Here is a 23,877-nt window from a genome sequence, read left to right as displayed (position 1 = left end):
TGGGAGAGTAGGACGCCGCCGGACTTAACGTTGCAAGACCAGGGAACCCCTGACCATTCGTGGTCAGGGGTTTTCTGCGTTTCCGGGCGGTCGTCGTGAACCGGGGACCATCGGGAGCGTCAGGCGCCACGGTAGGATCGTGTGGTCATGACTGCGCCATTCACCACTGCCTCCGGCTCCGAAATCCGCGTCCGCTTCTGCCCGAGCCCGACGGGGACCCCGCACGTGGGCCTCATCCGTACGGCGCTCTTCAACTGGGCGTACGCGCGCCACACCGGCGGCAAGCTCGTGTTCCGCATCGAGGACACCGACGCCGCCCGCGACAGCGAGGAATCGTACGCGCAGATCCTCGACGCGCTCCGCTGGCTCCGACTCGATTGGGACGAGGGTGTTGATGCGGGCGGCGAGCACGGTCCGTACCGGCAGTCCGAGCGCACGGCGATCTACGACGACGTCATCGCAATGCTCAAGGCTTCTGGACACGTCTACGAGTCCTTCGTGACCCCTGAGGAGATGGAGGCACGGAACAGGGCCGCCGGTCGCGACCCGAAGCAGGGCTACGACAACCACGAGCGGGACCTGACCGATGACGAGCGCCAGGCCTTCCGCGACGAGGGTCGCGCGCCGGCGCTGCGTCTTCGTGTGCCGGACCGCGATCTGAGCTTCGACGACCTGGTCCGCGGTGAGATCACGTTCAAGCAGGGGACGTTCCCCGACTTCGTGGTCGTCCGTCCGAACGGCGCGCCGCTGTACACGTTCACGAACCCGGTCGACGACGCACTCATGGGCATCACGCACGTGCTCCGTGGTGAGGACCTGCTGTCGTCGACTCCGCGACAGATCGCCCTGTACGAGGCGCTGTACGAGATCGGGCTCGCGACGTCGATCCCGGCGTTCGGGCACCTGCCGTACGTCATGGGGAAGGGCAACAAGAAGCTCTCGAAGCGTGATCCGGAGTCGAACCTGTTCCACCACCGCGCCGCCGGGATGATCCCCGAGGGCCTCGTGAACTACCTCGCGCTGCTCGGCTGGTCCATCGGCCCGGACCGCGACGTGTTCTCGATCGACGAGATGGTGGCGGCGTTCGACGTGACCGACGTGAACCCGAACCCGGCGCGCTTCGACCACAAGAAGGCCGAGGCGATCAACGGGGACCACATCCGTCTGCTGGCGCCCGAGGACTTCCGCTCCCGGCTGCTGCCGTACCTGACGGACCACATCGCGGACCCGGCGACCCCGGAGCAGCTCGCGGTCCTCGCAAAGGCCGCGCCGCTCGTGCAGGAGCGCATGCAGCTGCTCGGTGAGGCTCCGGCCATGCTCGGGTTCCTGTTCACCGCGGACGCCGATCTGGTGGTGGAGGACGACGCCCTCTCCTCGCTCAAGGGCGACACGGCTTCGGTGCTGACCGCGGGCACGGCGGCACTCGAGACCGTCGAGGACTGGACGACCGAGTCCATCGAGGGTGCGCTCCGCGCCGCCCTGATCGACGGCCTCTTCCTGAAGCCCCGCGTCGCGTTCGGCCCGTTGCGCGTCGCCGTGTCCGGGCGTCGGATCAGCCCGCCGCTGTTCGAGTCGATGGAGATCCTGGGCAAGGAGTCCACCCTGAACCGGCTCCGCGCCCTCGCGGCCCGCTGATCGGTCGAGCGTGCACAGCACCGCCAGCACTGCCAGCCCGGATGCACCGGTGGTGCACGACGTCGCGATCATCGGTGCCGGTCCGGCCGGTCTGAGCGCTGCCCTCAACCTGGTGCGTGCGAAGCGGAGCGTGCTCCTCGTCGACGCGAACCGGCCCCGGAACGCTGCGACCCTGCGATCGCACGGTTTCCTCACCCGGGACGGCATCTCGCCGCTCGAGCTCCGGAAGCTGGGGCGGACCGAGGTCGAGGGGTACCCGGAAGCGACGGTCGTGCAGTCCGTCGTGGACCTGGTGACGCCAGCGACCGACACCGACGGCTGGCAGGTGCACGGCACGTGGCGCGGCACCGAGCTTGACGCGCGTGCCCGGACCGTCGTCGTCGCGACCGGGTTGCGCGAGGATTTCCCGCCCCTGCCGATGCTCCGCGCCTTCTACGGCACCGCGGTGCACAGCTGCGTGGAGTGCGACGCCTACGACAAGGCCGGGCAGCCGCTCGCGTTCATCTGCGAGACCGCCGACGTGGTCGACCGAGCGCTGCTCATCGCCGCGTGGACGGACGACCTGATCGTGTACACGAACGGGGTGGCACCGCTCGACGACGCCGGCCGCGAGCGTCTGGCGGCAGCGGGGGTGGTGGTGGACGAGCGCGTCGTCGATGACCTGGAGGGGGACCGGACCGGGATGACCGGGGTCCGGCTCGCGGACGGCCACGTGGAGCCCCGCACCGGTGGCTTCGTGCGGCCGACGTGGCACGCCGACCTCGACTGGCTGTGCACGACGAGCCGGTCGGCGGACGACGACACGCCCGACCCGTCTTCCGAGCTCCGACGCGACGCGCAGGGGTTCCTCGTGGTCGACCCGGTCGGCCGGACCAGCGTGCCAGGGCTCTACGCCGTCGGAGACGTCACCCCTCCCGGCCCGGAACAGCTCATCGTGGCCGCCGGCCACGGTGCTGCCACGGCCGCCGCGGTCCACCGCGACCTCGTTGGTGGTCTTGCGGACCCCCGGGATGCTGTATAGTAGTTGATCGTGCCCCGGGTGACCGGGCCAGAAGGCTGACCAAGCCTTTTGGGGTATGGTGTAATTGGCAACACAGCGGTTTCTGGTACCGTCGTTCTTGGTTCGAGTCCAGGTACCCCAGCACTTGATGAACAGCCCTCGGGATCTCCCGGGGGCTGTTCTCGTTCCTGACGAAGGGCCCGCTGACGCGGCGCAGGGAACACGCCGCACCCGCGCTGACGCCCGGCGGATCCACTGACCACACACGGCTGATCCTTCGCCGCAGCACCGGTGACTCAGAGGTTGCGCGGAACCGCACGATGCCCGACGGCCGTCGCCGGCCGTCGTACGGGGCGCGCAGGGGGCGGTGACCCCGCTGTCCCGAGGACGGGCCGGGTGCGCCGGACGCATGTCGGGCCTCCCGGCCGCTTGCGGTTCCCCGCACCGGGCGTACTCCGTGTCGTCGGCTCCGACCGAGCGGTCCTACGGTCGGAAGACCGTCGCGGGAGTCGCGGTGGTCCGCTTCCGAGCACCCGAGGTGTCATCGTGACCTCCGTCGATCCGCTGACGACCGCCCACGCCTGGACGCGCCGCGCCGCAGTGCCGGCCGCCGGCGACCACTCGATCCTGGACCGTTGGGACCGGGTCGTCGCGCTTCGCGGCGAGGCCGCCGCCCTCGCCGGCAACGGCCGACCGTACACGTTCGGCGAGGCGGACCGGGCATCGCGTGCGTTGGCGACGGTCCTGGGGGAGACACTCCGACCCGACGATCGCAGTGGCGCCGGGGTGGGCGACGCCGCCGGCGGCGCGTCGAAGCCCATCGGGATCATGGCCGGGCAGACCTCCGAGGCGGTGGTCGGGGTCCTGGCGCTCATCCGTGCCGGACGGACCGTGGTGGTGCTCGACGACCACCTGCCCACCGCGCGGCTGGGACACGTCGCGCGGCTCGCCGGTGTCGACGAGATCGTGGCGGACGCCGAGCGGGCCACGCTCGCGGCCGACGTCGTCGCGGAGCGGAACGGCGGTGTGCACGCGCTCGGCGAGTTGCTGGAGCGGGCAGCCGGAACGGCGGCCGCCGACACCGCAGCGGGCGCGGCGCCCCGCCCGGGTGGCCGCGACCCCTTCGCCATCGTCTTCACCTCGGGCTCGACGGGTATGCCGAAGGGCGTCGTCCTGACGCACCGGCAACAGCTCGCCAATGCCGAGCAGGACGCGGTCGCGCTCGGGCTGGGCCCCGGCGACCGGCTCGGCGTCGTGCTGCCCCTGTCGTTCGCAGCGGGGCTCCTGTTCTCCTTCGACACGCTGCTGTGCGGCGGCGCCGTCGTGCTCCTCGAACCGCGGGACCTGGGCGTCGAGCGTCTGCTCGGTCGGCTCGTCGACGAGGGCGTCAACGTGCTCGTCTGCACGCCCCACCTGCTGCGCTCGATCGTCGGTTCGCAGACCGCTCCGGGGTCGCACGCGACGGCCTCCGGGACGGCACCGGTCCTCGGCGGGTTGCGCTTCCTGATGACCACGGGTGAGTCCGTCACCGGGGCTGACCTCGCCGCCGCGCGACCGCACCTCGGCCCGGACACCCTGCTGCTCAACGCGTTCGGATCGAGCGAGACCGCCTGCGTCGCGTACTGCCCGATCGAACCCGGCGACCCGGTGCCCGAGGGCGTCGTGCCCGCCGGCTGGCCGCTGCCCGGAAAGACCGTGCTCGTGCTGCGCGAGGACGGCAGCCCGGCCGCTCCGGGGGAGACCGGTGAGCTCGTCGTCGTCTCCGACGGCCTGACCGCCGGCTACTGGGGTGCACCGGAGAAGACCGCGGAACGCGCTGGCCACAGCGGCGAGGACGAGGTGCCGTCCGGCATCCCCGCCGGCACCCCCACCTGGCGGCAGGGCGACCTCGCGCGGTTCGACCCCGACGGTCGGCTCGTGCTGCTCGGTCGCTCCGACGACGCCGTGAAGGTCCGCGGCTACCTGGTCGAGCCGAGCGAGGTCGAGGCGGCGCTCCGCGCGGTCCCCGAGGTGCAGGACGCCGTCGTCACCGCGCAGGTCGACCCGCCAGCCGTCACCCGCCTGGTCGCCTACGTCGTCGGCCGGGCCGGGCACCGCACGCCCGCCCCCGCCGCACTGCGACGGGCGCTGCGCGACCGTCTGCCGGAGTACATGGTGCCGGCGTCGATCGTGCCGATGACCGAACTGCCGCGGAACGAGCGCGGCAAGGTCGACCGCGCCGAGCTGCCGGGAGCACCGAGCGTCGAGACCGAGATGGTCGAGGGCGAGTACGACCAGTGGGAGCTCGTGGTCGGGCAGATCTGGGCCGAGGTGCTCGGCCTGCGCGGCGTGCACCTGGACGAGGACTTCTCCGCGCTGGGCGGGGACTCGCTGTCCGCCGAGGAGATGCTCGCCGTCGTGCAGGACCGCCTCGGCGTCGACCTGCGGTCCTCGGACGTGCTCGAGCACCCGACGCTCCGCGCCTTCGCCCGGCGGGTCCGGAGTGGCACGAGCGCGCTGCCGAGCCACCCCGACGTCGTCAAGGTCTCCGAGGCGCGTGTGGCCGGCCGGCCACCGGTGTTCTGCTTCGCGGGCGGCGGCGCCCTGGCGCTGACGTTCCTGCCGCTCTCGCGGCACCTGCCGGAGCACGACCTGTACGCGTTCCAGCAGCACGCCCTCGAGCGTCGCGGGGTGCCGGACTGGAACATCGAGCGGAGCGCGCGCCGCTACCTCGCCCTGATGCGGATCGTGCAGCCCCGCGGCCCCTACCTGCTCGTCGGGCACTCGCTCGGCGGACTCGTCGCGCTCGAGATCGCCCGGCTGCTCACCGAGAGTGGCGAGCAGGTCGAGCACGTCGCGCTGCTGGACACCTACCTGCCCCGCACCAAGTCCGAGCAGGCCCGCCTGCACTTCGGTCGGATGGAACCGCGCGAGCAGCCGAACACCGCCGTCCGCGCCGTGCAGCGGGGGCTCGACCGCGCCGTCCAGCGGGTCCTGCCCGCTGGCGTGCCGTACGGCGCACTGTTCGCCAAGCGCGTGCGCGCGTACACCGCCGGCATGCTGCGGCACGGTGGACAGAAGGACTTCGACGCCTTCTTCGACCAGGCCGAGATCGTCACGAGGCGCCATCGCCCGACGCCGTTCCACGGGCGTGCCACCTACGTGCTCGCCGACGCCAACCCGGACGCCGCCGGTTGGTCCGCCCTGCTGCGCGGCCCCACCGAGATGGTGCGGATCGCGAGCGAGCACACGTCGTTGCTGCGGGAACCGCACGTTGCCGAGCTGGCGACCGCGCTGCGGGCCGCCTTCGCGACGGAGGACGCGGCGCGCGTCTGAGAAGGTCCACGCCACGGACGGGAGGCGCGGTGCCGGCTGGTAGCGCGCCTCCCGTCCGTGGCCTGGTGCGTCCACGACCCGCTGCCCGCCGCGCCCGGTCGCCCACCCGCACGACCGTTGCGGGTTTCCGTATCCGCACCCGGGTGTCCGCAAGGGACCGCACCGCGCATTGACCCTCCTGCCGGCCACGGCGATGGTTGGAACCGCGGGGGAGAGTACCCACTCACCTGCGATCCGGCGGCGCAGCACCCGCGTCCGCAGCTCGACCGGACGACGTGCCCTCGTCGTCGCCGCGTCTCCCGAGGACGCGCAGCTCATCCACGAGCACAACCCGACAGCAACCCTGACCCGACAGGACCGCGCACATGCCCGTTCGAACCGTCCGCCCTGCAGTCCCGAGGGTCTCCGTCGTCATCCCGGCGCGGAACGAGGCCCGGAACCTCGAGATCATCCTCCCGAAGCTCCCGCCCGTGTACGAGGTGATCCTGGTCGACGGCAACTCCGTCGACGACACCATCGCCGCCGCCCAGCGCGTGATGCCCGACATCCGCGTCGTGCACCAGACCCGCAAGGGCAAGGGCAACGCCCTGGCCTGCGGCTTCGAAGCCGTCACCGGCGACATCGTCGTGATGTTCGACGCGGACTGCTCCGCGGACCCCGACGAGATCCCGCGGTTCGTCAAGGCGCTCGTCGACGGCGCCGACGTCGCGAAGGGCACCCGGTACTCGCTCGGTGGCGGCAGCGACGACATCACGATCGTCCGCAACCTCGGCAACCGCGGCCTGAACATGCTCTGCAACATCATCCTCGGCACCCGCTACAGCGACCTCTGCTACGGCTACAACGCCTTCTGGGCGGACGTCCTGCCGGAGATCGGGTTGCTGTCGTCCGAGCTGCCGAAGCCGGCCGACGGTTCGATGCTGTGGGGAGACGGGTTCGAGATCGAGACCGTCCTCACCTGCCGCTGGTCGGCCGCCGAGCTCGAGATCAGCGAGGTGCCGAGCCACGAGAAGCTGCGTGTGCACGGTTCCAGCAACCTGAACGCGGTGACCGACGGCATCCGTGTCCTGAAGTCGATCATGCACGAACGTCGTCGCGCGGCGATCGGCCGCTCCGAGGTCCGCCGTGCCGCCATGAGCGTCATGCCCCCTGCCGAGCAGCTCGCCGCCGCACCGCACGCCGCACCGGCCGCACCGCACGCCTCGGCCCGAACCTCCGGGCCCGCACCCATCGGCGCCCCCGTCGCAGCGGCTGCCGTCGCTGCGTCCGGCGTCGTCGGCCTCGAGGATGACGTCGCGTGACGGCCGTCGCGGTCGTCATCTGCGCCTACACCCAGCAGCGCTGGGGCGACCTGCAGGACAGCGTCGAGTCGGCGAAGCGCCAGCCCGAGGCTCCCGAGGTCGTCGTCGTCATCGACCACGAACCCGAACTCCTCGCCCGAGCCACCGCGCGGTGGCCGGAGCTCCGGGTCGTGCCCAACACCGAGGACCGCGGTCTCTCGGGAGCCCGCAACACCGGCGTCGCCCTGACCGACGCCGACGTCGTCGCGTTCCTGGACGACGACGCCACAGCGGACCCCGACTGGCTCGGGCACATGCTGACCGCCCTCGAGGACCCCGATGTCGTCGGTGTCGGTGGACGCGCTACTCCGTCCTGGCCGACCGCGACCGGTGCCGGCCCGTACGCCGACGAACTGCTCTGGATCGTCGGGTGCTCGTACCGCGGACTGCCCGAGACCCCCGGCGACGTCCGCAACGTCATCGGCTCGAGCATGGCGTTCCGCCGTGACGCGATCCTGCTCGCCGGCGGCTTCCGCTCCGGCATCGGCCGTGTCGGCAACCAGCCGCTCGGCTGCGAGGAGACCGAGCTCTGCATCCGCATCGCCCAGGCGCGTCCGGGTGCGCGGATCCGACACGAGCCGCGGTCGAACGTCTCCCACCGGGTGTCACCGGACCGCGTGACGATGCGCTACCTGCGCCGTCGCAGCTACTACGAGGGGATCTCGAAGGCCGTGCTGAGCCGTCGTGTCGGCACCGGCGACTCGCTCGCCAGCGAGTCGACCTACCTGACCCGAGTGATCCCGGGTGCCGTCCTGCGCGAACTCCGCGCGGTCGGTCGCGGCGGGGGCCTGCGGGCGTACGCCATCGCGCTCTCCGTCGCCTCGACCGTCGCGGGGTACGCCGTCGGTCGGGTGCTCGGCACCGTCGTGGTGCGTACGCCGGCCACCACGGCCCCCGTGCCGCAGCCGGTGGGGACACCGTGACCCGCGCGACCCTGGCGATGGTCATCTCGCCGATCGTGACCGGGCCGCTGGTCCCCACCTGGGACGGTGCGCTCTGGGTCGGCGAGGTCGACCGTGCCGACGTGCACGCCTCCGGCCACCGGGACGTCGTCGCACTCGAGGGCGCTACCGGGTACCGCCGCGCCCGGTTGCTGGTCCGTGACCACGGCGAACCGCTCGGCTTCGTCGAGGCGGACATCACCGAACGCCGTCGTATCGGCGGCACCATCGACGTGCGCGCACTGCAGCGCGCGATCCGGCCGATGCCGGTGCCCGAGCGTCGGCCGGCAGCAGGTCTGGTGCTGCCGTCCGTCACCGTGGTGCTCTGCACGGACGGCGCCGCCGGAACGACCATGCGCTCGGTGCTCGCGAACGGGCACCCCGACTTCGACGTCGTCGTCGTCTCGCACGGCGCGGACGACGGCGGCGTGGCGACGGTCGACATCGGCGGGCGCCGCATCACCACGATCCCCGCGCCCGAGGGTGGCCTCGCTGCCGGCCGGAACGCCGGCCTGCTCGTCGCGTCCGGCGACGTGGTCGCGTTCGTGGACGAGGGTGCCGTGGTGGACGCCGGCTGGATCGCCGCGATCGCCCGCGCCTTCGCGTCGGACCCCGACGTGGCCTGCGTCACCGGGCTCGTGCCGAGTGCCGAGCTCCGGACACCGGCGCAGCGCTGGCACGATGACCGGACCCCCGGCGGGCGCACCGTTCGCCGCCGCGTGTTCCGGCTCGACGAACCCGTCGACGACGTCCCGCTGCACCCCTTCGCCGCCTCGGCCTACGGCACGGGCGCGAACCTCGCCGTCCACCGCGCGACCGCGCTCCGGATCGGCGGGTTCGACACCGCCTTCGGACCCGGCACCCGCGTCGGCGGCGGCGACGACCTCGACCTCTTCACACGACTGCTGTTCGCCGGATCCGCGATCGCCGTCGAACCGGCCGCGATCGCCTGGCAGCGATCGGCGGACGACGTCGCGTCACTCCGCGCCGCCGCTGCCGCGCACGGCCACGGACTCGGAGCCTGGATGACCAAGAACGCATTCGACCGCGACACGCTGACCGCTTCGGTGGACGCGGCGCCGGAGGCCATCAGCGCCTTCGCACGTCTCGGACTCGAGCAGGGCGACGGCGCTGCTGACGTCTCGGGGGCACACGTCGCCGGGGCGGATGCATCCGGCGACGTCGACGCCGTCGACGCGGAGTTCGTGGCGACGAGGCGCCGGTTGCGCGGCGTCGAGCGGCGCTCGGTGCTCACCGCACCACTGCTGGCGCTCCGCGAACGGATGGGCGGCGCGGGCACCATCGACCGCACGGCACACGGTCGCCACGAGCTCCAGCGCGGCCTCGACACCACGGGTGCTGCACGGCCGACCCCGGGCGGGTCGATGGGGCCGGCGGCACGACTCGGCGCCGCCGCGATCGTCGTCCTGACGCTCGTGCTCGCCGCCGTCGGCAGCGTCTTCGGGCTGCCCAGCCTGCGAGCGAGCGCCATCGCGGTCTTCCTGTTCGCGGTCCTCGGGGTCGCTCCGATGCTGCTCGTCCGCCCGATGCCGCTCGCGCGGTTCGCCGTCCTCGCCGTCACCGCGTCGCTCGTCGGCACGATCGGCATCGGCTACACCATGGCGACCTTCCACGTCTGGGCACCGACCGTGCCCTTCGTCGGTGTCGTCGTGCTCACCGCGGCGGCCATCGCCGTCGCCGTCCCGCGCGACCTGGCTGAACTCCGTCGCGAGCGTCTCGTGCCGCTCGAGACCCCGCGGCCCCGGTGGAACACGACCGGCACCGTGACGGCGCTCTCGCTCGGCGGACTCGTCGTCGTGGTCGTCGCCGCGCTCACCCACATGGGTGACCCGGTACCCGCCGGACTGTTCGGCTCGCTCGGCCCCGGCCTGGTCGTCGGCCTGACGATCGTCGTCGCCGCGGCGGTCATCGCGCTGGTGCGCGGCCGCGGGCTCGCCGTGCCGGTCGTCGTGCTCGGCGGCGTCGTGCAGCTCGCCCAGGCGATCACGTACGGGGTCCCCACGGTCACCGCCGCCGCGCGGCACATCGGTGTCGTCGAGTACATCCGGCAGTTCGGGGGGACCAACCCGTCGGCGGACATCTTCCAGACGTGGTCCGGCTTGTTCGCCGGCGCCGCCTGGGTGGCCGACGTCGGCGGCATCGTCAACACGATCCTCATCGCCGCGTGGGTGCCGGTCCTGCTGGCGTTCAGCACCACCATCGCGGTCGGGGTGCTCGCGGCCCACTGGCTGCCCGGCACCCGTCGACCGTGGATCGCCGCGCTGCTGACCGCGATGACCGGTTCCCTCAACACCACGTACTTCTCGCCGCAGTCGACTGGCATCCTGATGTCGATCGTGATCCTCGTGCTCGCCACCGGACCGCTGCGCGACGCTGCCTCCACGACCGCTGACGGCTCGGTGGCCGCCAAGCCGCGGGCACGGCGGGTGGGGCTCTCGCGGATCATCGCGATCACCCTCATCGGCATCGTGCTCGTCGTGACGCACCAGATCTCGCCGTACCTGACGGTCGCCGCGCTCGTCACGCTCATCGTGTTCCGGATGCTCCGACCCTGGTGGCTCCCGGTCGTCGTCCTCGTGCCGGCGGTGGGCTTCGCAGCGATGAACGGCGACATCCTCGGGCGGTTCCTGTCGCTCGCAGCGGTCGGACGCGTGCTCGACAACGTGCAGCCACCCGCGCACGACATGACCGTCCTTCCGAAGCCGCTCGTGACGCGTCTGGCGTTCGACATCCCGGCGGCCGCGCTCGTGGTGCTCGGGCTCATCGCCCTCGTCACCGTGCTCATGCGGCGCGACCGGACGCACTGGGCGCTCCTCGTCACCGCCGCGAGCCCGATCTCGCTGCTCGTCGCCACGAACTACGGCCAAGAGGGCATCTTCCGCGTCGTGCTCTTCGCGACGCCGTGGATCGCAGTCCTGGCGGCGGCACTCCCGATGCCGACCGGTCGGTTCGCCCCGGTCGGGGCGGTCCTGCGTCGGGGGATGCGTCCGTCCGCGGTGCGGTTCGCCGTGGCCGGAGCAGCCGTGGCGGCGCTCGTCGCGATCGGTGCGTTCGGGCAGACCTCGCTCGATTGGAACCGCGTGATGACCCGGAGCCAGTCCGAGGCCACGCAGTTCTACGACCGTACAGCGCCCGCGGGTTCCGTGATGCTGCTCACCGGCTCCGCCAACGCCGTACCGAGCAACACCGGAGCACGGTACTTCGACGTGGGCTACCTGTCCCGCGAGGCCCTCGGACCGTACCCCGACCCGGCCGGCGACTACGACGCGAAGGCCGACGTGTCGGACGTGACGCGGGAGCTGGTCGAGAACTGGTCGGCCACCGGCTACTACGCCCTGGTCGCCGAGCCCTTCGGCGCCTACGACGAGCGGTACGGCTACCAGAGCGACGCCGACTACCAGGAACTCGCCGCCGCGATGGCGTCCTCACCGTACTGGGAGCGTGTCTGGTCGTCGGGCACGACCACGATGTACGAACTCACGACGGAGGGCATGCGTCATGCAACCGACTGAACCCCGATCGGGTGCACCGCGACGGACGCGGCGGGCGACCGCCGCGTCCGTCGCGGGCGTGCTCGCGATCGTCCTCACGGCACTCGTCGTGCCGAACCCCGCCGGGCAGGCCGCCGAGGCCGCGACCGCCGACTGCAGCACCGGGCGGATGCTCAACGTCGTCGCCCACCCCGACGACGACCTGCTGTTCGAGGGCACCGACCTTCGGGAGGACATCGAAGCGGGGCGGTGCGTGCGCTCCGTCGTGGTCACCGCGGGCGATGCGGGCAGGCCCGATTGGTACTGGCAGGAACGCCAGGTCGGGCTGATGGCCGCCTACGCGAGCATGGCCGGGGTGGACGCTGCGTCGACGACCGGGACCATCACCGTCGCGGGGAAGACCCTGCACACCGAGACGCTCACCGCCGACCCGCGGATCAGCCTGGTGTTCATGGAGCTCCCGGACGGCAACGTCGAGGGCAACGGCTTCTGGGCGAACGGGTACGAGAGCCTCCAGCGCCTGTACACGGGTGACATGGACACGATCCACACCGTCGCCGGCGCCTTGCACAGTGCGACCTACACGCTCGCGCAACTCCGGGCGACGTTCCAGGGGCTCGTGCAGGACTTCACGCCGACGGACATCCACACCCTCGACCACGAGGGCGAGTACGGCGACGGCGACCACAGCGACCACCACACCGTCGCCTACCTGACCGACCAGGTCCAGCAGCAGTACAGCGGGGCGCACGACTTCACCGGGTACCTGGGGTACCCGATCGCGGACCGGCCGGCCAACCTGACCACAGCAGAGACCAACGCGAAGGCCGACGCCTTCTTCACGTACGCCGCGCACGACAGCGAGACCTGCGCGTCCTGGCAAGCCTGTTCCGCCCGACCGGAGAGCACCTGGCTCAGCCGGCAGTACACAGTGGGTTCCAGCACGCCGACCCCGACACCGTCGCCGTCGCGGACGGACGTGACGGGTTCGGCGTCGGTGACGGCGAGTGCGGAGAACCAGGCTGACGGGCAGACGGCCGTGAAGGCGGTCGATGGTGTCGTGAGCGGGTACCCGGATGCGCCGACGGCGGAGTGGGTCGCGCCGTCGGGTCGTGCTGGGACGTGGATCCAGCTCGGTTGGGCGAAGGCGACGGCATTGGACGCGGTCGAGCTGGCGGACCGGCCGAACGCGGTGGACCAGGTGCTGGGTGGGACATTGACGTTCTCGGACGGTTCGAGTGTCACGGTGCCGGCGTTGGGCAATGGTGGTGCGGTGCAGCGGATCACGTTCGCGGCGCGCAGTGTCACGTGGGTCCGGTTCACGGTGACCTCGGTGAGCAGTGGTACGGAGAACATCGGCCTGGCCGAGTTCCGCGCGCTGGCACCGGCCGCCACCCCGACGCCGACCCCGACGCCGACGCCGACCCCGACGCCGACGCCGACCCCGACGCCGACCCCGACGCCGACGCCGACCCCGACACCGTCGCCGTCGCGGACGGACGTGACGGGTTCGGCGTCGGTGACGGCGAGTGCGGAGAACCAGGCTGACGGGCAGACGGCCGTGAAGGCGGTCGATGGTGTCGTGAGCGGGTACCCGGATGCGCCGACGGCGGAGTGGGTCGCGCCGTCGGGTCGTGCTGGGACGTGGATCCAGCTCGGTTGGGCGAAGGCGACGGCATTGGACGCGGTCGAGCTGGCGGACCGGCCGAACGCGGTGGACCAGGTGCTGGGTGGGACATTGACGTTCTCGGACGGTTCGAGTGTCACGGTGCCGGCGTTGGGCAATGGTGGTGCGGTGCAGCGGATCACGTTCGCGGCGCGCAGTGTCACGTGGGTCCGGTTCACGGTGACCTCGGTGAGCAGTGGTACGGAGAACATCGGCCTGGCCGAGTTCCGCGCGCTGGCACCGGCCGCCACCACGACGCCGACCCCGACGCCGACCCCGACGCCGACGCCGACCCCGACGCCGACCCCGACGCCGACCCCGACGCCGACCCCGACGCCGACGCCGACGCCGACCCCGACGCCGACCCCGACGCCGACCCCGACGCCCACCCCGACGCCCACCCCGGCTCCCGGCCTGCGTGACGTCACGGGCTCGGCGACCCCGACGGCGATCGCCGACAACCCGGCCGACGGGCAGACCGTCGCGAAGGCCGTCGACGGGGTCGTGTCCGGCCACCCGGTCGACCACACCGCCGAGTGGGCCGTGCCCTGGGGTCGGACCGGCATCTGGCTGCAGCTGGACTGGGCGACGCCGGTCGCGCTCCAACGCATCGTCCTGCACGACCGTCCGAACAGTGACGACCAGATCACGAGTGGCACGCTGACGTTCTCGGACGGCAGCCAGGTCGCCGTGGGCGAGCTCCCGAATGACGGCAGCGCGCGTACGGTCGACTTCACCGCCCGGAACGTCACCTGGGTGCGGTTCACCACCACCGGCGTGTCGAACAGCACGATCAACGTCGGTCTCTCGGAAGTCCGTGCATGGGCAGCTGGATGACGCCGGATGAGGACAGCCCCCGTCCCCTCGCCGAGCAGTCCGCCGCCGCGCACGGCGCATCCCCGGCACACGGCCTCGGCGTCGCCCGTCACCGCACGCCCCTCCGGGCACGGGGGCGACGGGTCGCCGTCGCGGCCGGGGCGCTGGTGATCGCGGCCGGGGCCGTCGCCGCCGCGACCACCGGCACGACACCGGTCGGCCCGGGGCCGAGCGGTGTCGCCATGCCGATGAGCGACGGCGACGGCTGGAGCCGGGTGTTCTCCGAGGACTTCGACGACACCACCACCGAGGGTGGGTTCGAGGCGGCGTACGACGACCGGTTCACCGTCTACCACGGCTTCGCGGACACCGCGGGGACCGGTCGGTACCAGGCGTCCACGCTGAGTGCCCACGACGGGATGCTCGACATGCACCTGCGCACCACGAAGGCGGGTACCCCGCTCGCCGGCGGGGTCGTGCCGCTCGTCGACGGACAGTGGGGCGGCCAGACCGCCGGGCGCTACAGCATCCGGATGAAGAGCGACGAGGTCGACGGGTACGGGGTGGCTGTGCTGCTCTGGAGCGACGAGAACGTCTGGGCGCACGGCGAGATCGACTTCCCCGAGGGTGCGCTCGGCGCTCCGGCCTGGCTCAACGTGCACTGCCTGGTCGACCCGGCCGAGAAGTGCATCCACCACGAGACCGACGCGTCGTTGGCCGACTGGCACACGTACACCATCGAGTGGACGCCGTCGCGGATGTCGTTCCTGGTCGACGACGAGGTCGTCGGCAGCACCACGCAGGACATCCCGGTCGAGCGCATGCACCTGGTCGTGCAGACAGGTTCCCTCGAGGGTCTGCCACCCCGGGACGCCGCCGGGTCGCTGCTCGTCGACTGGATGACGATCGACGTCCCCGCGGACGGCGAGACCCCGCGGGCGACGCTGCCGTCCACCGAGCCGTCCGCCGACTGACGGCGACGATCTCGCCTCGCCGGCGGCGACGAGCCGGACCTCGGTCAGCGCCGGGCGTGTGCGAGCAGCGCGAGCAGCAGCGCCCGGACGTGCGGCTCCCGCCCGTAGCGGTCACGCACCCATGCGCGGCACCGCTCGGCGAGGGACGGGTCGGCCTCGGCCTCGGCCAGGGTGCCGAGCAACTTCTCCGCCAGGGCGTCGGTGTCGGTCGGGTCCACGGTGAACCTCGCCCAGTCACCGGACAGGATCTCCCCGGTGCCGCCGGACGCCGCGGCGACGACCGGACGGCCGGCGGACATCGCCTCGACGACGACCCGGCCGAAGCCCTCGGGTTCGATCGACGGCGCCACCACCACGTCGGCGGCGTGCAGGAGCGGGACGACGTCGTCCCGCTCGGGCACCACGAGCACGGATCCGGCGGGCAGCGCGGCGATCGCGGCATGCACGGCGTCCGCCTCCTCCGGGTAGAGCGCACCGGCCAGCAGGAGGAGCGGCGCGGGCGGCACCTGGTGGACCGCGGCCGGAGTGGCGACCGGGACACGGGCCGCAGCGGTCGTGAGGACCCGACCCCATGCCTCCAGGAGGGCGAGCACGCCCTTCGAGCGGGTGAGCCGACCGTAGTAGAGCACCGTCGGGGTGTCCTCGGCGATGCCGAGCGCCGCGCGGGCGCTCTGCGTCGAGGCCGGCGTCGCGGCCGGGAAGGCGTCGGTGTCGACGCCGTTCGGCACGATCGTGATGCGCTCCATGGGGGCCCCGGCGTCGGCCCAGGCACGCGCCATCGCGTGCGAGACGGCGAAGTAGCGCGTCCGGCCGCCCGCGATCGGCCCGAGACGCCGGTAGTTGGGTGCGTGGTGCAGGTGCACCGCGAGCGGCACACCGGACACCATCGACACGACACGGCCGAACGGCAGGTACTCGGGCCGGTTCAACCACAGGACGTCCAGGCGCGATCGGCGGATCCGCAGCCCCTCGCGGGCGAAGCGCCAGGTGTCGCGGGCGGCGGTCCGGATTCCGAAGCGGTAGTCGGTGGCCTGCACCAGGCGGAGGCCCATCGCCTCGTAGGGCAGCTTGCCCTCCGCGGCGCGCGGGGAGTGGGCGTTCCGGTGCCAGATCTCGACCTCGTGGCCGGCGGCGACGAGCTCGCGGGTGTCCTCGAGGACACAGCGCTCGAGACCGCCGGTGATCGCGAGTCCGGTCACCAGGACGCCGACCCGGAGCCGACGGGTGCCGTCGGCCGCAGCCTGTCGCGGTCTCACGAGACACCACCCCTCGCGGTCTTCAGCCGACGGAGGAACCAGGGCAGGCAGGCGACCACCCCGGCGACGCGGACCGAGTTCCAGAGCGCGTCCTGCGGCAGGAGGAGGGACGCGGCGGCGACGGTGAGCGCGGCGAGGGTCGTCAGGACGATGCGGCGCCCCGGTCCGCGCCACTCTCGGCGGTCCGGCAGTGCCAGCAGTTGCATGGCGGCCAGGATCACGTAGGCGACGACCGTGGCCAGGCCCGCGCCGGCGATGCCGAGCACCGGCACGAGCAGGAGGTTCGCGCCGATGTTCACGGCGCCGGCGATCGCGGCGATCACGCCGACGGCGACACCGCGGCGTTCCACCAGGAGCAGGCGTCCGGTCGCGCCACTGGCGACGACGGGGAAGGCGGTGATCGCGACGACGAAGACGACGACGGACAGCTCCTGCACCCGGTACGACGCCGGTGCGAGGACCGGCAGCGCCACCGGCGACACCAGGGTCACCGCGAGCAGGACCGGGCCGAGCATCTTGTACAGCTCGTCGCGGGCGTGCATCGCGAGCTGTCGACGGGCGACCGCGTCGCGGAGGGCGGCGAAGTGCGGCGCCCACGCCTGGTTGGTGAAGGTGAGGAGCAGGATGACTGCCGAACCGACGACGTAGGCGATCTGGTAGCGGGCCACCTCGTCCGGCCCGAGCAGCCGCTGCACGACGATCCGGTCGCCGGCGTTCAGCACGAAGTACGACAGGTTGCCGAGGGCGACCGGGATGCCGAGGCGGAACGCCCGGGCCGTGGTCGCGTGGTCGAACAGGCCGGCCAGGCGGGGACGGGTCGCTGCGATGCCGATGACCATCGCCACGCCCTGGGCGACGACGCCGCCCCACGCGTAGGTCGTCGCATCGGCGTGCACCCAGGTCAGGAGCCCGAGGCCGATGATCGAGCCGCCGATCGAGGACAGCAGGCTCGTCACCGCGAAGATCCGGATGCGGTCCTGGGCGACGAGGAGTGCCAGGGAGATCTGCACGATCGCGGCTGGGCCGGTCCAGAGCACCGCGACGAGGAGCAGCGGGTGGTTGCCGATGAACCCGGCGGCGTCGGCCCAGACGGGGATCGTGGTGAGTGCGACGACGGTGACGAGGCTCGCCGTGACCATGCCGACGGCGAGCAGGCCGCGCGCCCGGCGATCGTCACCGTCCTCGGCCCGCTGCAGCACCGACGCCTGGTCGATGCCGAGGACTGCCAGGACGACGAGTGCCTGGTACAGGGCGATGGCCGAGGCGAGGACGCCGAACTCGGACGGTGGCATGAGGTGCGCGAGCACCGGGGAGATGAGCGACGAGACGACGAGCTGCATCGACCAGACGACGACGTACAGCAGGCCGCGGCCGAACAGGACGGAGGCGCCCTTCCGGACCGCGACGGAACCGGTGTCGAGCGACTCGGGCACGGTCGCAACGGGGGCCGCCTCGGCTTCACGCGCTGCGCGGGCCTCGCGGCGGGTCTGCGGGGGGAGGGTCACGGAGCCACCACCGCTGCCGAGTCGTGCTGCGCCGACGCCACCGCGCCCGGACGCAGGCCGAAGGCAGCGTCCACGACGTCGAGCAGGTCACCGCTCCGGTCGGTCGAGAACTTCCGCGCGAACAGGTGCTGCACGCCGACGTCCGTGTCCGTCCGACGCTCGAGCAGCTGCCCGGCGTCGGTCACGGTCAACCACGGCGGGCTCTTCCGTGCCGTACCGTCCCACCCGATCCACCAGAGCGGCTGGGAGACGTGCTCGTCGGCGAAGCCCGGTGTCAGCGACGGGGAGCTCAGGACCGACGGCACGAAGGTCTCGTCGGCGACCCAGGTGCGCCGCCAGAACCGGACCAGGTCGGGGCGCTGGTCGACGGTGTCCACCACTGCGGCGGCGTGCTGCCGGGCGAGCACCTTGAGCTGCGAGGCCCCGGCGAAGGAGACGCCGCGCGGGACCCGTCGGGGGATCGGCAGCCGGAGCATGTGCTTCCGCCACGCCCAGTGCCGGAACCGGATGCGGGAGATCCCACCGTCACGCCCCCAGGCCTCGAAGGGAAGGGGGTTGACGGCGATGAACGACTCCCCGCGGTGAGCTTCGAGCAGCGCCGCGATCTCGGACGGGTTCGCGAGCGGGTAGTCGCTGCCGGTCAGTACCGCCACGTGCGAGGCGTCGGTCTCGGCCAGGGCTGCTCGGTAGCCGGACACCTCCGCCGCGACGTTCTCCCATCGGGCCCAGCCGGTGCGGATGCGGGGGAGCAGCCGGACACGCTCCGGCAGCCCGTCGGTCATGGCGCGGAACACCGTCTCCGGGGCGCGCGCGTCGCAGTGCAGGAACACCGGGAACGGGTCGAGCGCCTCGACGAGTCGACGCACGTGCGTCGGGTCCTCGTGGGCGAGGACGATGCACGCGGGGACCGCGGGGGAGATGGCCATGGACGCGACGCTAACCGCGCCGTTCCGGGGCCGACAAGGCGATCCGCGCCCGTCTGCGGGGAAGCGGCGGTTTCCCGCACCCCCCCCGTTGATCAGCGCTTCCGGCGGCTGGTCAGCGCTTCTTGCGGAACTTCGGGCAGTCGCAGAGGGCGCAGTCCGTGCCCGGGCGGTAGTGCTCGTGGGCGTCCTGAACGTGACCGCAGACGCAGCTGACGGTGTCGACCACGAAGACGCTCTGTTCCGAGGGGAGCACTGCGCCGAGCTCGTCGGTGGGGCCCATCGGCATGCGTCCTCCTCGTGCCCGGCGTGCTGCCGCCGAGTCGTCCTCGTGATCCTACCGGCCGGGGGCGGTCGCTGGCGGCAAACCGCAAGTCGGACGACCGTCGCCGCAACCGCGGGCGACCGCCGTTGACCCCGCAGCAGCCCCACCGGAGCATCGGAGCATGACCGACCAGCAGGCCACCACCACCCGCGTGCTCACGCTCACGCCCGCGATGCCGTCCCCGGACGTGCCCGCCTGGGCCGGCGCCGCGTGGGTCGGCGCCGTCGATCGACAGGAGGCGCTCGCCGCGTCCGCCGTCGAACTCGCCGGCGCCACCGGCTTCCGTCGCGCTCGCCTGCTCGTCCGCGACGGACGCGAGATCGCCGGTTTCGTCGACGTCAGCGTCGATGCTGACGGCGACGTGGACCCGGCCGAGCTGGGACCGGCCCTGCGCGCCCTGCGTGCCACGGGCCTCCCGGCCGCCCCCGCGGGGACGCCGGTCGGACGCATCTCCGTCGTCATCGGCACGCGCGACCGACCGGACGACCTGCGCTGCTGCGTGCGCTCGGTGCTCGCGTCGGACCACGACGACTTCGAGGTCCTGGTCGTCGACAACGCGCCGACCACCGCGGCCACCCGCGACGTGGTCGCGTCGATCGCGGACCCGCGCCTGCAGTACGTCCTGGAGGCCCGACCCGGCGTCTCGCGCGCACGGAACGCTGGACTCGCCCTCGCGTCCGGTGCCGTGGTCGCCTTCGTCGACGACGACGTGGTCGTCGACCGACACTGGCTCGCGGCGCTCGCCGACGCCTACGCCCGCGACGCGGACGTCGTCTGCGTGACCGGTCTCGTGCCGAGCGGGGAACTCCGGACGCCCACGCAGCGGTACTTCGACGAGCGGGTGACCTGGGCGCGCAACACCGACCGCCGGGTGTTCCGCACCTCGGCGCCGCCCGCCGACCTGCCACTCTTCCCGTTCTCCGTCGGCGCCTTCGGCACCGGAGCCAACATGTCGCTGCGCCGCTCGGCCGCGCTCGCCCTCGGGGGCTTCGACGTCGCACTCGGGCCCGGCACCCTCGCCCGCGCCGGCGAGGACCCTGACCTGTTCACCCGGGTGCTGTTCTCCGGCGGGGCGCTCGCCGTGGAGCCCTCGGCCGTCGTCTGGCACAAGCACCGGCCGGACCGCGCGGCGCTGCGCTCGCAGGCGCTCGGCTACGGCACGGGCCTCGGTGCGTGGGTCGCGAAGCTCATGTTGCGACCCCGGACCGCGCTGGCCGTGCTCCGTCGGGCGGTCGGGGCGCTGCGGCAACTGGGAGCGCTCGGCCAGGGCACGGGAGCGGGGGCGGACCAGGTGTCCGCCGCGGTGGACGCCGTGGGCGGGTGGCCCGTCGACGATGCCTTCCTCGAGGCGACGGCGGGCCTGAAGCGCGTCGAGCTCGTGGCGGCGCTGGGCGGACCGTGGCGGTACGTCGTCGGGCGGTCGCGGCACGGTTGAGCTCGCGTGCCGAACGGTCGTCGCGGTCGGGAACGACCATGTCGTCGTCGTACGACGACGACGATGTCGCTCCGTGCGCCCGGAACGCACGCACCGGACGGACGGGAGGCCCGTGGCGACGCTGCCACGGGCCTCCCGTCCGTCCGGTGCGGACGTCTCCTGCATCTAGGGGCGGAAGCGCCCCTCCTCGACGTCGCGCCAGAACCGACGGCTGCGGAAGTACGCCGCCGGGCCCGCCGGGAAGCCGCGGAACTCGTGGTAGGCGAGCGAGCGAGGGATGCGGGTCGTCGAGGCCTCGGTGATGGTGTCGGCCGCGGCGTCACGCCTGCCAGCCAGCCGTGAGACCAACTGCTTCAGCTTGATCTTGCCGGCGCGGGGCATCAGCCGGGCGAGCACGAGCGCGTGCCGCCGGTCCTTGGCGATGAGCTCGCACATCAGGGCCGTGAACCCGACGCCGTTCGAGTGCAGCTGCCCGTGCAGCCCGGCGAGGTCCTGGCGGTGCCGGTGGTGCACGACCGCACGGGGTTCGAAGCCGATCCGGCCACCGCTCCACAGAATGTCGATGAAGATCGCCAGGTCCTCGCCGCCGCGGGCGGGCACGCCCGCACCGAGCACGGGGTCGAACCCGCCGACGGCGTCGAACGCCGAGCGCCGGACGGCCCAGTTCGCACCGGCGCCGTAGCCACCGATGCCGTACACGGCGAAGTGCTTCTGCACGGAGCCGTCGGGTCGGACAGCCCTGGCCTGCGCGTGGCGCATCACCCCGGGGACGTCGTCCGGCACGATCGTCACCGGCTGGAACGTGCGCTCGCCGCTGAACCCGCCGTAGTACGCCTCGTACCAGATCTGTGCGGGGGTCTCGAGCTCGACGGGCAGGATCATGCCGGTGACCGCGGCGATCTCGGGCTCGCGGACGAATCGCGTGCCGATGGATCGGAGCCACTGCGCATCGACCCGGACGTCGTCGTCGGTGAAGGCGATGATCTCGCCGTGCGCGGCGGCGACGCCGGCGTTGCGACCGGCGGAGCAGCCGGGACGGCGTTCGGTGACCAGCCGGACGTCGCGACCCTCGAGCAGCGCGGGCAGGGCGTCGACCTCGGGCAGCTTGACGCGGTTGTCCACGAGGACGACCTCGTACCGCGGGTAGTCGAGGTGCGCGAGGAAGTCGAGCAGCTTCCCGATGTCCTCGACCCGGGCGACGATCGTCGACACGACGATCGAGATCAGCGGGAGCTCGAGGTCGGGGATCGGGTTCTCCGCCGCACCGGAGGTCCGTGCGAGGCCGTCCACCAGGGGCGCGATCGCACGTGCGGCGTCGGCCGGGTCCGCGGTGAGCAGCACGTCGAGGGTCGTGACGGGGAAGCCGTCGCGGTAGCCGACGACGAGTGCGGAGGAACCCGACTCGTCGGCGACCAGGTGCGGCAGCGGCGCGTCGAGGTCGACGCTGACGACCCGACGGGGGCCGGGCACGGTGACGGAGGAGTGCAGGGTCATGGGCGGGACGTTACGGCCGGCCGCGGTGTCCGGACAACGGACCGGCCCCGCAGTGGCGGGGTTCGTGCGGGGTTCCGCAGCGCGGCGCGTGTGCCCCGAAGGAGGGTGAGCGCTCACCCAGGGTGTCTCGGGAACCTCATCGGTCACACTCAGGTCACGGATGTCGTGCAACCGGTTGCGGTACGGCCGGGGCGGGCGTAGCTTCCTCCACCAGCAGGCAGCGCCGCCTGCTCCAGGGCAGTGTCGTCGGCACCCGCTCGACCCGCCCTGGTGATCTCGATGAGGAGACGACACTGTGGAGACGACACTGTGAAGACGACACGCGCCAGAGTGCGGGTCGCATCCGTTGCGGGGGTCGCGGTCATCGGCCTCGTGCTCGCCGGTTGCTCCAGCGGCAGCTCGGCGTCCGACGACGTCGCCAAGAGCGGCCAGGACAGCCGCGGGCCCATCACCTACGTGCAGGGCAAGGACAACTCGAACGTCGTGCGCCCGCTGATCGCGAAGTGGAACAAGGCCCACCCGGACGAGAAGGTCACGTTCAAGGAGCAGTCCGACCAGGCCGACCAGCAGCACGACGACCTCGTGCAGCACTTCCAGGCGAAGGACGAGAACTACGACGTCGTCGACGTGGACGTCGTCTGGACCGCCGAGTTCGCCGCGAAGGGCTGGCTCACCCCGCTCACGGGCGACATGGAGCTCGACACCTCGAAGCTGCTGCCGTCGACCGTCAAGACCGCCACCTACAACGACACCCTCTACGCCGCACCGCAGACCTCGGACGGCGCGCTGCTGTACTACCGCAAGGACCTCGTCAAGACGCCCCCCACGACGTGGGACGAGATGATGGACGACTGCAAGATCGCCGAGGCCGAGGGCATCGGCTGCTACGCCGGGCAGTTCGCGAAGTACGAGGGCCTGACGGTGAACGCCTCCGAGGCGATCAACGGTTCCGGCGGGTCCGTGCTCGGGAGCGACGGCGCCCCGGACGTCGACACCGACAAGGCCAAGGCGGGCCTGCAGAACCTGGTCGACGCGTTCGAGGACGGCAACATCCCCGCCGAGGCGATCACGTACCAGGAGGAGCAGGGCCGCACCGCGTTCGAGGCTGGCAAGCTGCTGTTCCTGCGCAACTGGCCGTACGTCTACAGCCTGGCGAAGACCGACGGCTCGTCGAAGGTCAAGGACACCTTCGGCATCGCGCCGATCCCCGGTGCGGACGGCGTCGGCGCCTCGACCCTCGGAGGGCACAACGCGGCGATCAGCGTCTACTCGAAGCACAAGGCGACGGCGCACGACTTCCTCGAGTTCCTGACCTCGGACGAGACGCAGAAGTTCTTCGCGACGCAGGGGTCACTCGCCCCGGTCGTCGGTGACCTGTACACCGACCCCGAGCTGACGAAGGAGCTGCCGTACCTGCCGACCCTGCTGAAGTCGATCGAGTCGGCTGAGCCCCGCCCGGTCACGCCGTTCTACCCGGCGGTGACCAAGGCGATCCAGGACAACACGTACGCCGCTCTCAAGGGGTCGAAGTCGGTGGACGAAGCCCTGAAGGACATGCAGGACGCCCTGAAGTCGGCGACCAGCGGGTAGCATCCCGCGGCTCACGCCGCGTCCGACGGGAGGCCCGTGGCGGGTCCGCCACGGGCCTCCCGTCGGACGCCACTTGCGTTCCGACACCCCGGCAAGGAGGCCGACACGTGTCAGCAGCAACCGAGATCCCCGCAGCCGTCCCGAACCCCG

General features: G+C 72.2%; 15 protein-coding genes and 1 tRNA gene. 11 read left to right on the top strand and 5 right to left on the bottom strand.

The window, feature by feature from the left end:
* Positions 1–147 precede the first annotated feature (147 nt).
* The 9 genes from gltX (at position 148) to ITJ56_RS15665 (ending at position 15,199) form a co-directional block, all read left to right on the top strand.
* Positions 148–1,635 (top strand): glutamate--tRNA ligase, encoded by a 1,488-nt coding sequence (gene gltX / locus ITJ56_RS15705; protein ID WP_194631561.1) that lies wholly within the window; start codon positions 148–150, stop codon positions 1,633–1,635.
* Between the two features lie 49 nt (positions 1,636–1,684).
* A complete protein-coding gene (locus tag ITJ56_RS15700; RefSeq protein WP_323749840.1) occupies positions 1,685–2,656 on the top strand; it encodes an NAD(P)/FAD-dependent oxidoreductase in 972 nt (323 codons plus the stop codon).
* A 49-nt stretch (positions 2,657–2,705) separates the two neighbouring features.
* Positions 2,706–2,777 (top strand) — tRNA-Gln (locus tag ITJ56_RS15695).
* A gap of 404 nt (positions 2,778–3,181) precedes the next feature.
* On the top strand, positions 3,182–5,950 hold the full coding sequence (locus ITJ56_RS15690) for an AMP-binding protein (RefSeq protein ID WP_194631559.1): 2,769 nt from the start codon (positions 3,182–3,184) through the stop codon (positions 5,948–5,950).
* A 365-nt stretch (positions 5,951–6,315) separates the two neighbouring features.
* Positions 6,316–7,251, top strand: coding sequence for a glycosyltransferase family 2 protein (locus ITJ56_RS15685; protein WP_194631558.1), 936 nt, complete (start codon positions 6,316–6,318; stop codon positions 7,249–7,251).
* Positions 7,248–8,213, top strand: coding sequence for a glycosyltransferase family 2 protein (locus ITJ56_RS15680; RefSeq protein WP_194631557.1), 966 nt, complete (start codon positions 7,248–7,250; stop codon positions 8,211–8,213). Before ITJ56_RS15685 ends, ITJ56_RS15680 begins: the two co-directional genes overlap by 4 nt.
* Positions 8,210–11,764, top strand: a complete 3,555-nt coding sequence (locus ITJ56_RS15675; RefSeq protein WP_194631556.1) for a glycosyltransferase — start codon at positions 8,210–8,212, stop codon at positions 11,762–11,764. Before ITJ56_RS15680 ends, ITJ56_RS15675 begins: the two co-directional genes overlap by 4 nt.
* On the top strand, positions 11,751–14,246 hold the full coding sequence (locus ITJ56_RS15670) for a PIG-L family deacetylase (RefSeq protein WP_194631555.1): 2,496 nt from the start codon (positions 11,751–11,753) through the stop codon (positions 14,244–14,246). The genes ITJ56_RS15675 and ITJ56_RS15670 overlap by 14 nt, the downstream gene beginning before the upstream one ends.
* Entirely contained in the window at positions 14,231–15,199 is a 969-nt protein-coding gene (locus ITJ56_RS15665) for a glycoside hydrolase family 16 protein (RefSeq protein WP_194631554.1), read from the top strand. The genes ITJ56_RS15670 and ITJ56_RS15665 overlap by 16 nt, the downstream gene beginning before the upstream one ends.
* A 44-nt stretch (positions 15,200–15,243) precedes the next feature.
* Here the strand turns inward: ITJ56_RS15665 and ITJ56_RS15660 are convergent, their stop codons facing one another.
* The 4 genes from ITJ56_RS15660 to ITJ56_RS15645 form a co-directional block, all read right to left on the bottom strand.
* Complete coding sequence (locus ITJ56_RS15660; protein ID WP_194631553.1) at positions 15,244–16,455, bottom strand: glycosyltransferase family 4 protein; 1,212 nt, start codon at positions 16,453–16,455, stop codon at positions 15,244–15,246.
* Entirely contained in the window at positions 16,452–17,960 is a 1,509-nt protein-coding gene (locus tag ITJ56_RS15655; protein ID WP_194631552.1) for a lipopolysaccharide biosynthesis protein, read from the bottom strand. The genes ITJ56_RS15660 and ITJ56_RS15655 overlap by 4 nt, the downstream gene beginning before the upstream one ends.
* On the bottom strand, positions 17,957–18,886 hold the full coding sequence (locus ITJ56_RS15650) for a beta-1,6-N-acetylglucosaminyltransferase (protein WP_194631551.1): 930 nt from the start codon (positions 18,884–18,886) through the stop codon (positions 17,957–17,959). Before ITJ56_RS15650 ends, ITJ56_RS15655 begins: the two co-directional genes overlap by 4 nt.
* Positions 18,887–18,998: 112 nt before the next feature.
* The gene (locus ITJ56_RS15645; protein WP_194631550.1) at positions 18,999–19,172 is read right to left on the bottom strand and encodes a hypothetical protein; all 174 of its coding nucleotides are present in this window, start codon (positions 19,170–19,172) and stop codon (positions 18,999–19,001) included.
* A gap of 157 nt (positions 19,173–19,329) precedes the next feature.
* Between ITJ56_RS15645 and ITJ56_RS15640 the strand changes: the two genes are divergently transcribed.
* Positions 19,330–20,643 (top strand): glycosyltransferase family 2 protein, encoded by a 1,314-nt coding sequence (locus ITJ56_RS15640; RefSeq protein ID WP_194631549.1) that lies wholly within the window; start codon positions 19,330–19,332, stop codon positions 20,641–20,643.
* A 165-nt stretch (positions 20,644–20,808) separates the two neighbouring features.
* Here the strand turns inward: ITJ56_RS15640 and ITJ56_RS15635 are convergent, their stop codons facing one another.
* Entirely contained in the window at positions 20,809–22,137 is a 1,329-nt protein-coding gene (locus ITJ56_RS15635) for a glycosyltransferase (protein ID WP_194631548.1), read from the bottom strand.
* 309 nt (positions 22,138–22,446) lie between these two features.
* Here ITJ56_RS15635 and ITJ56_RS15630 point away from each other — a divergent pair, with 309 nt between their 5' ends.
* A complete protein-coding gene (locus tag ITJ56_RS15630) occupies positions 22,447–23,727 on the top strand; it encodes an ABC transporter substrate-binding protein (RefSeq protein WP_323749839.1) in 1,281 nt (426 codons plus the stop codon).
* Positions 23,728–23,877 lie beyond the last annotated feature (150 nt).

This window comes from Curtobacterium sp. VKM Ac-1376, assembly GCF_015351025.1.
Taxonomy (GTDB): domain Bacteria; phylum Actinomycetota; class Actinomycetes; order Actinomycetales; family Microbacteriaceae; genus Curtobacterium.
The sequence above is the reverse complement of the archived record's forward strand: the minus strand, read 5'-3'. Positions and strand labels throughout refer to the sequence as shown.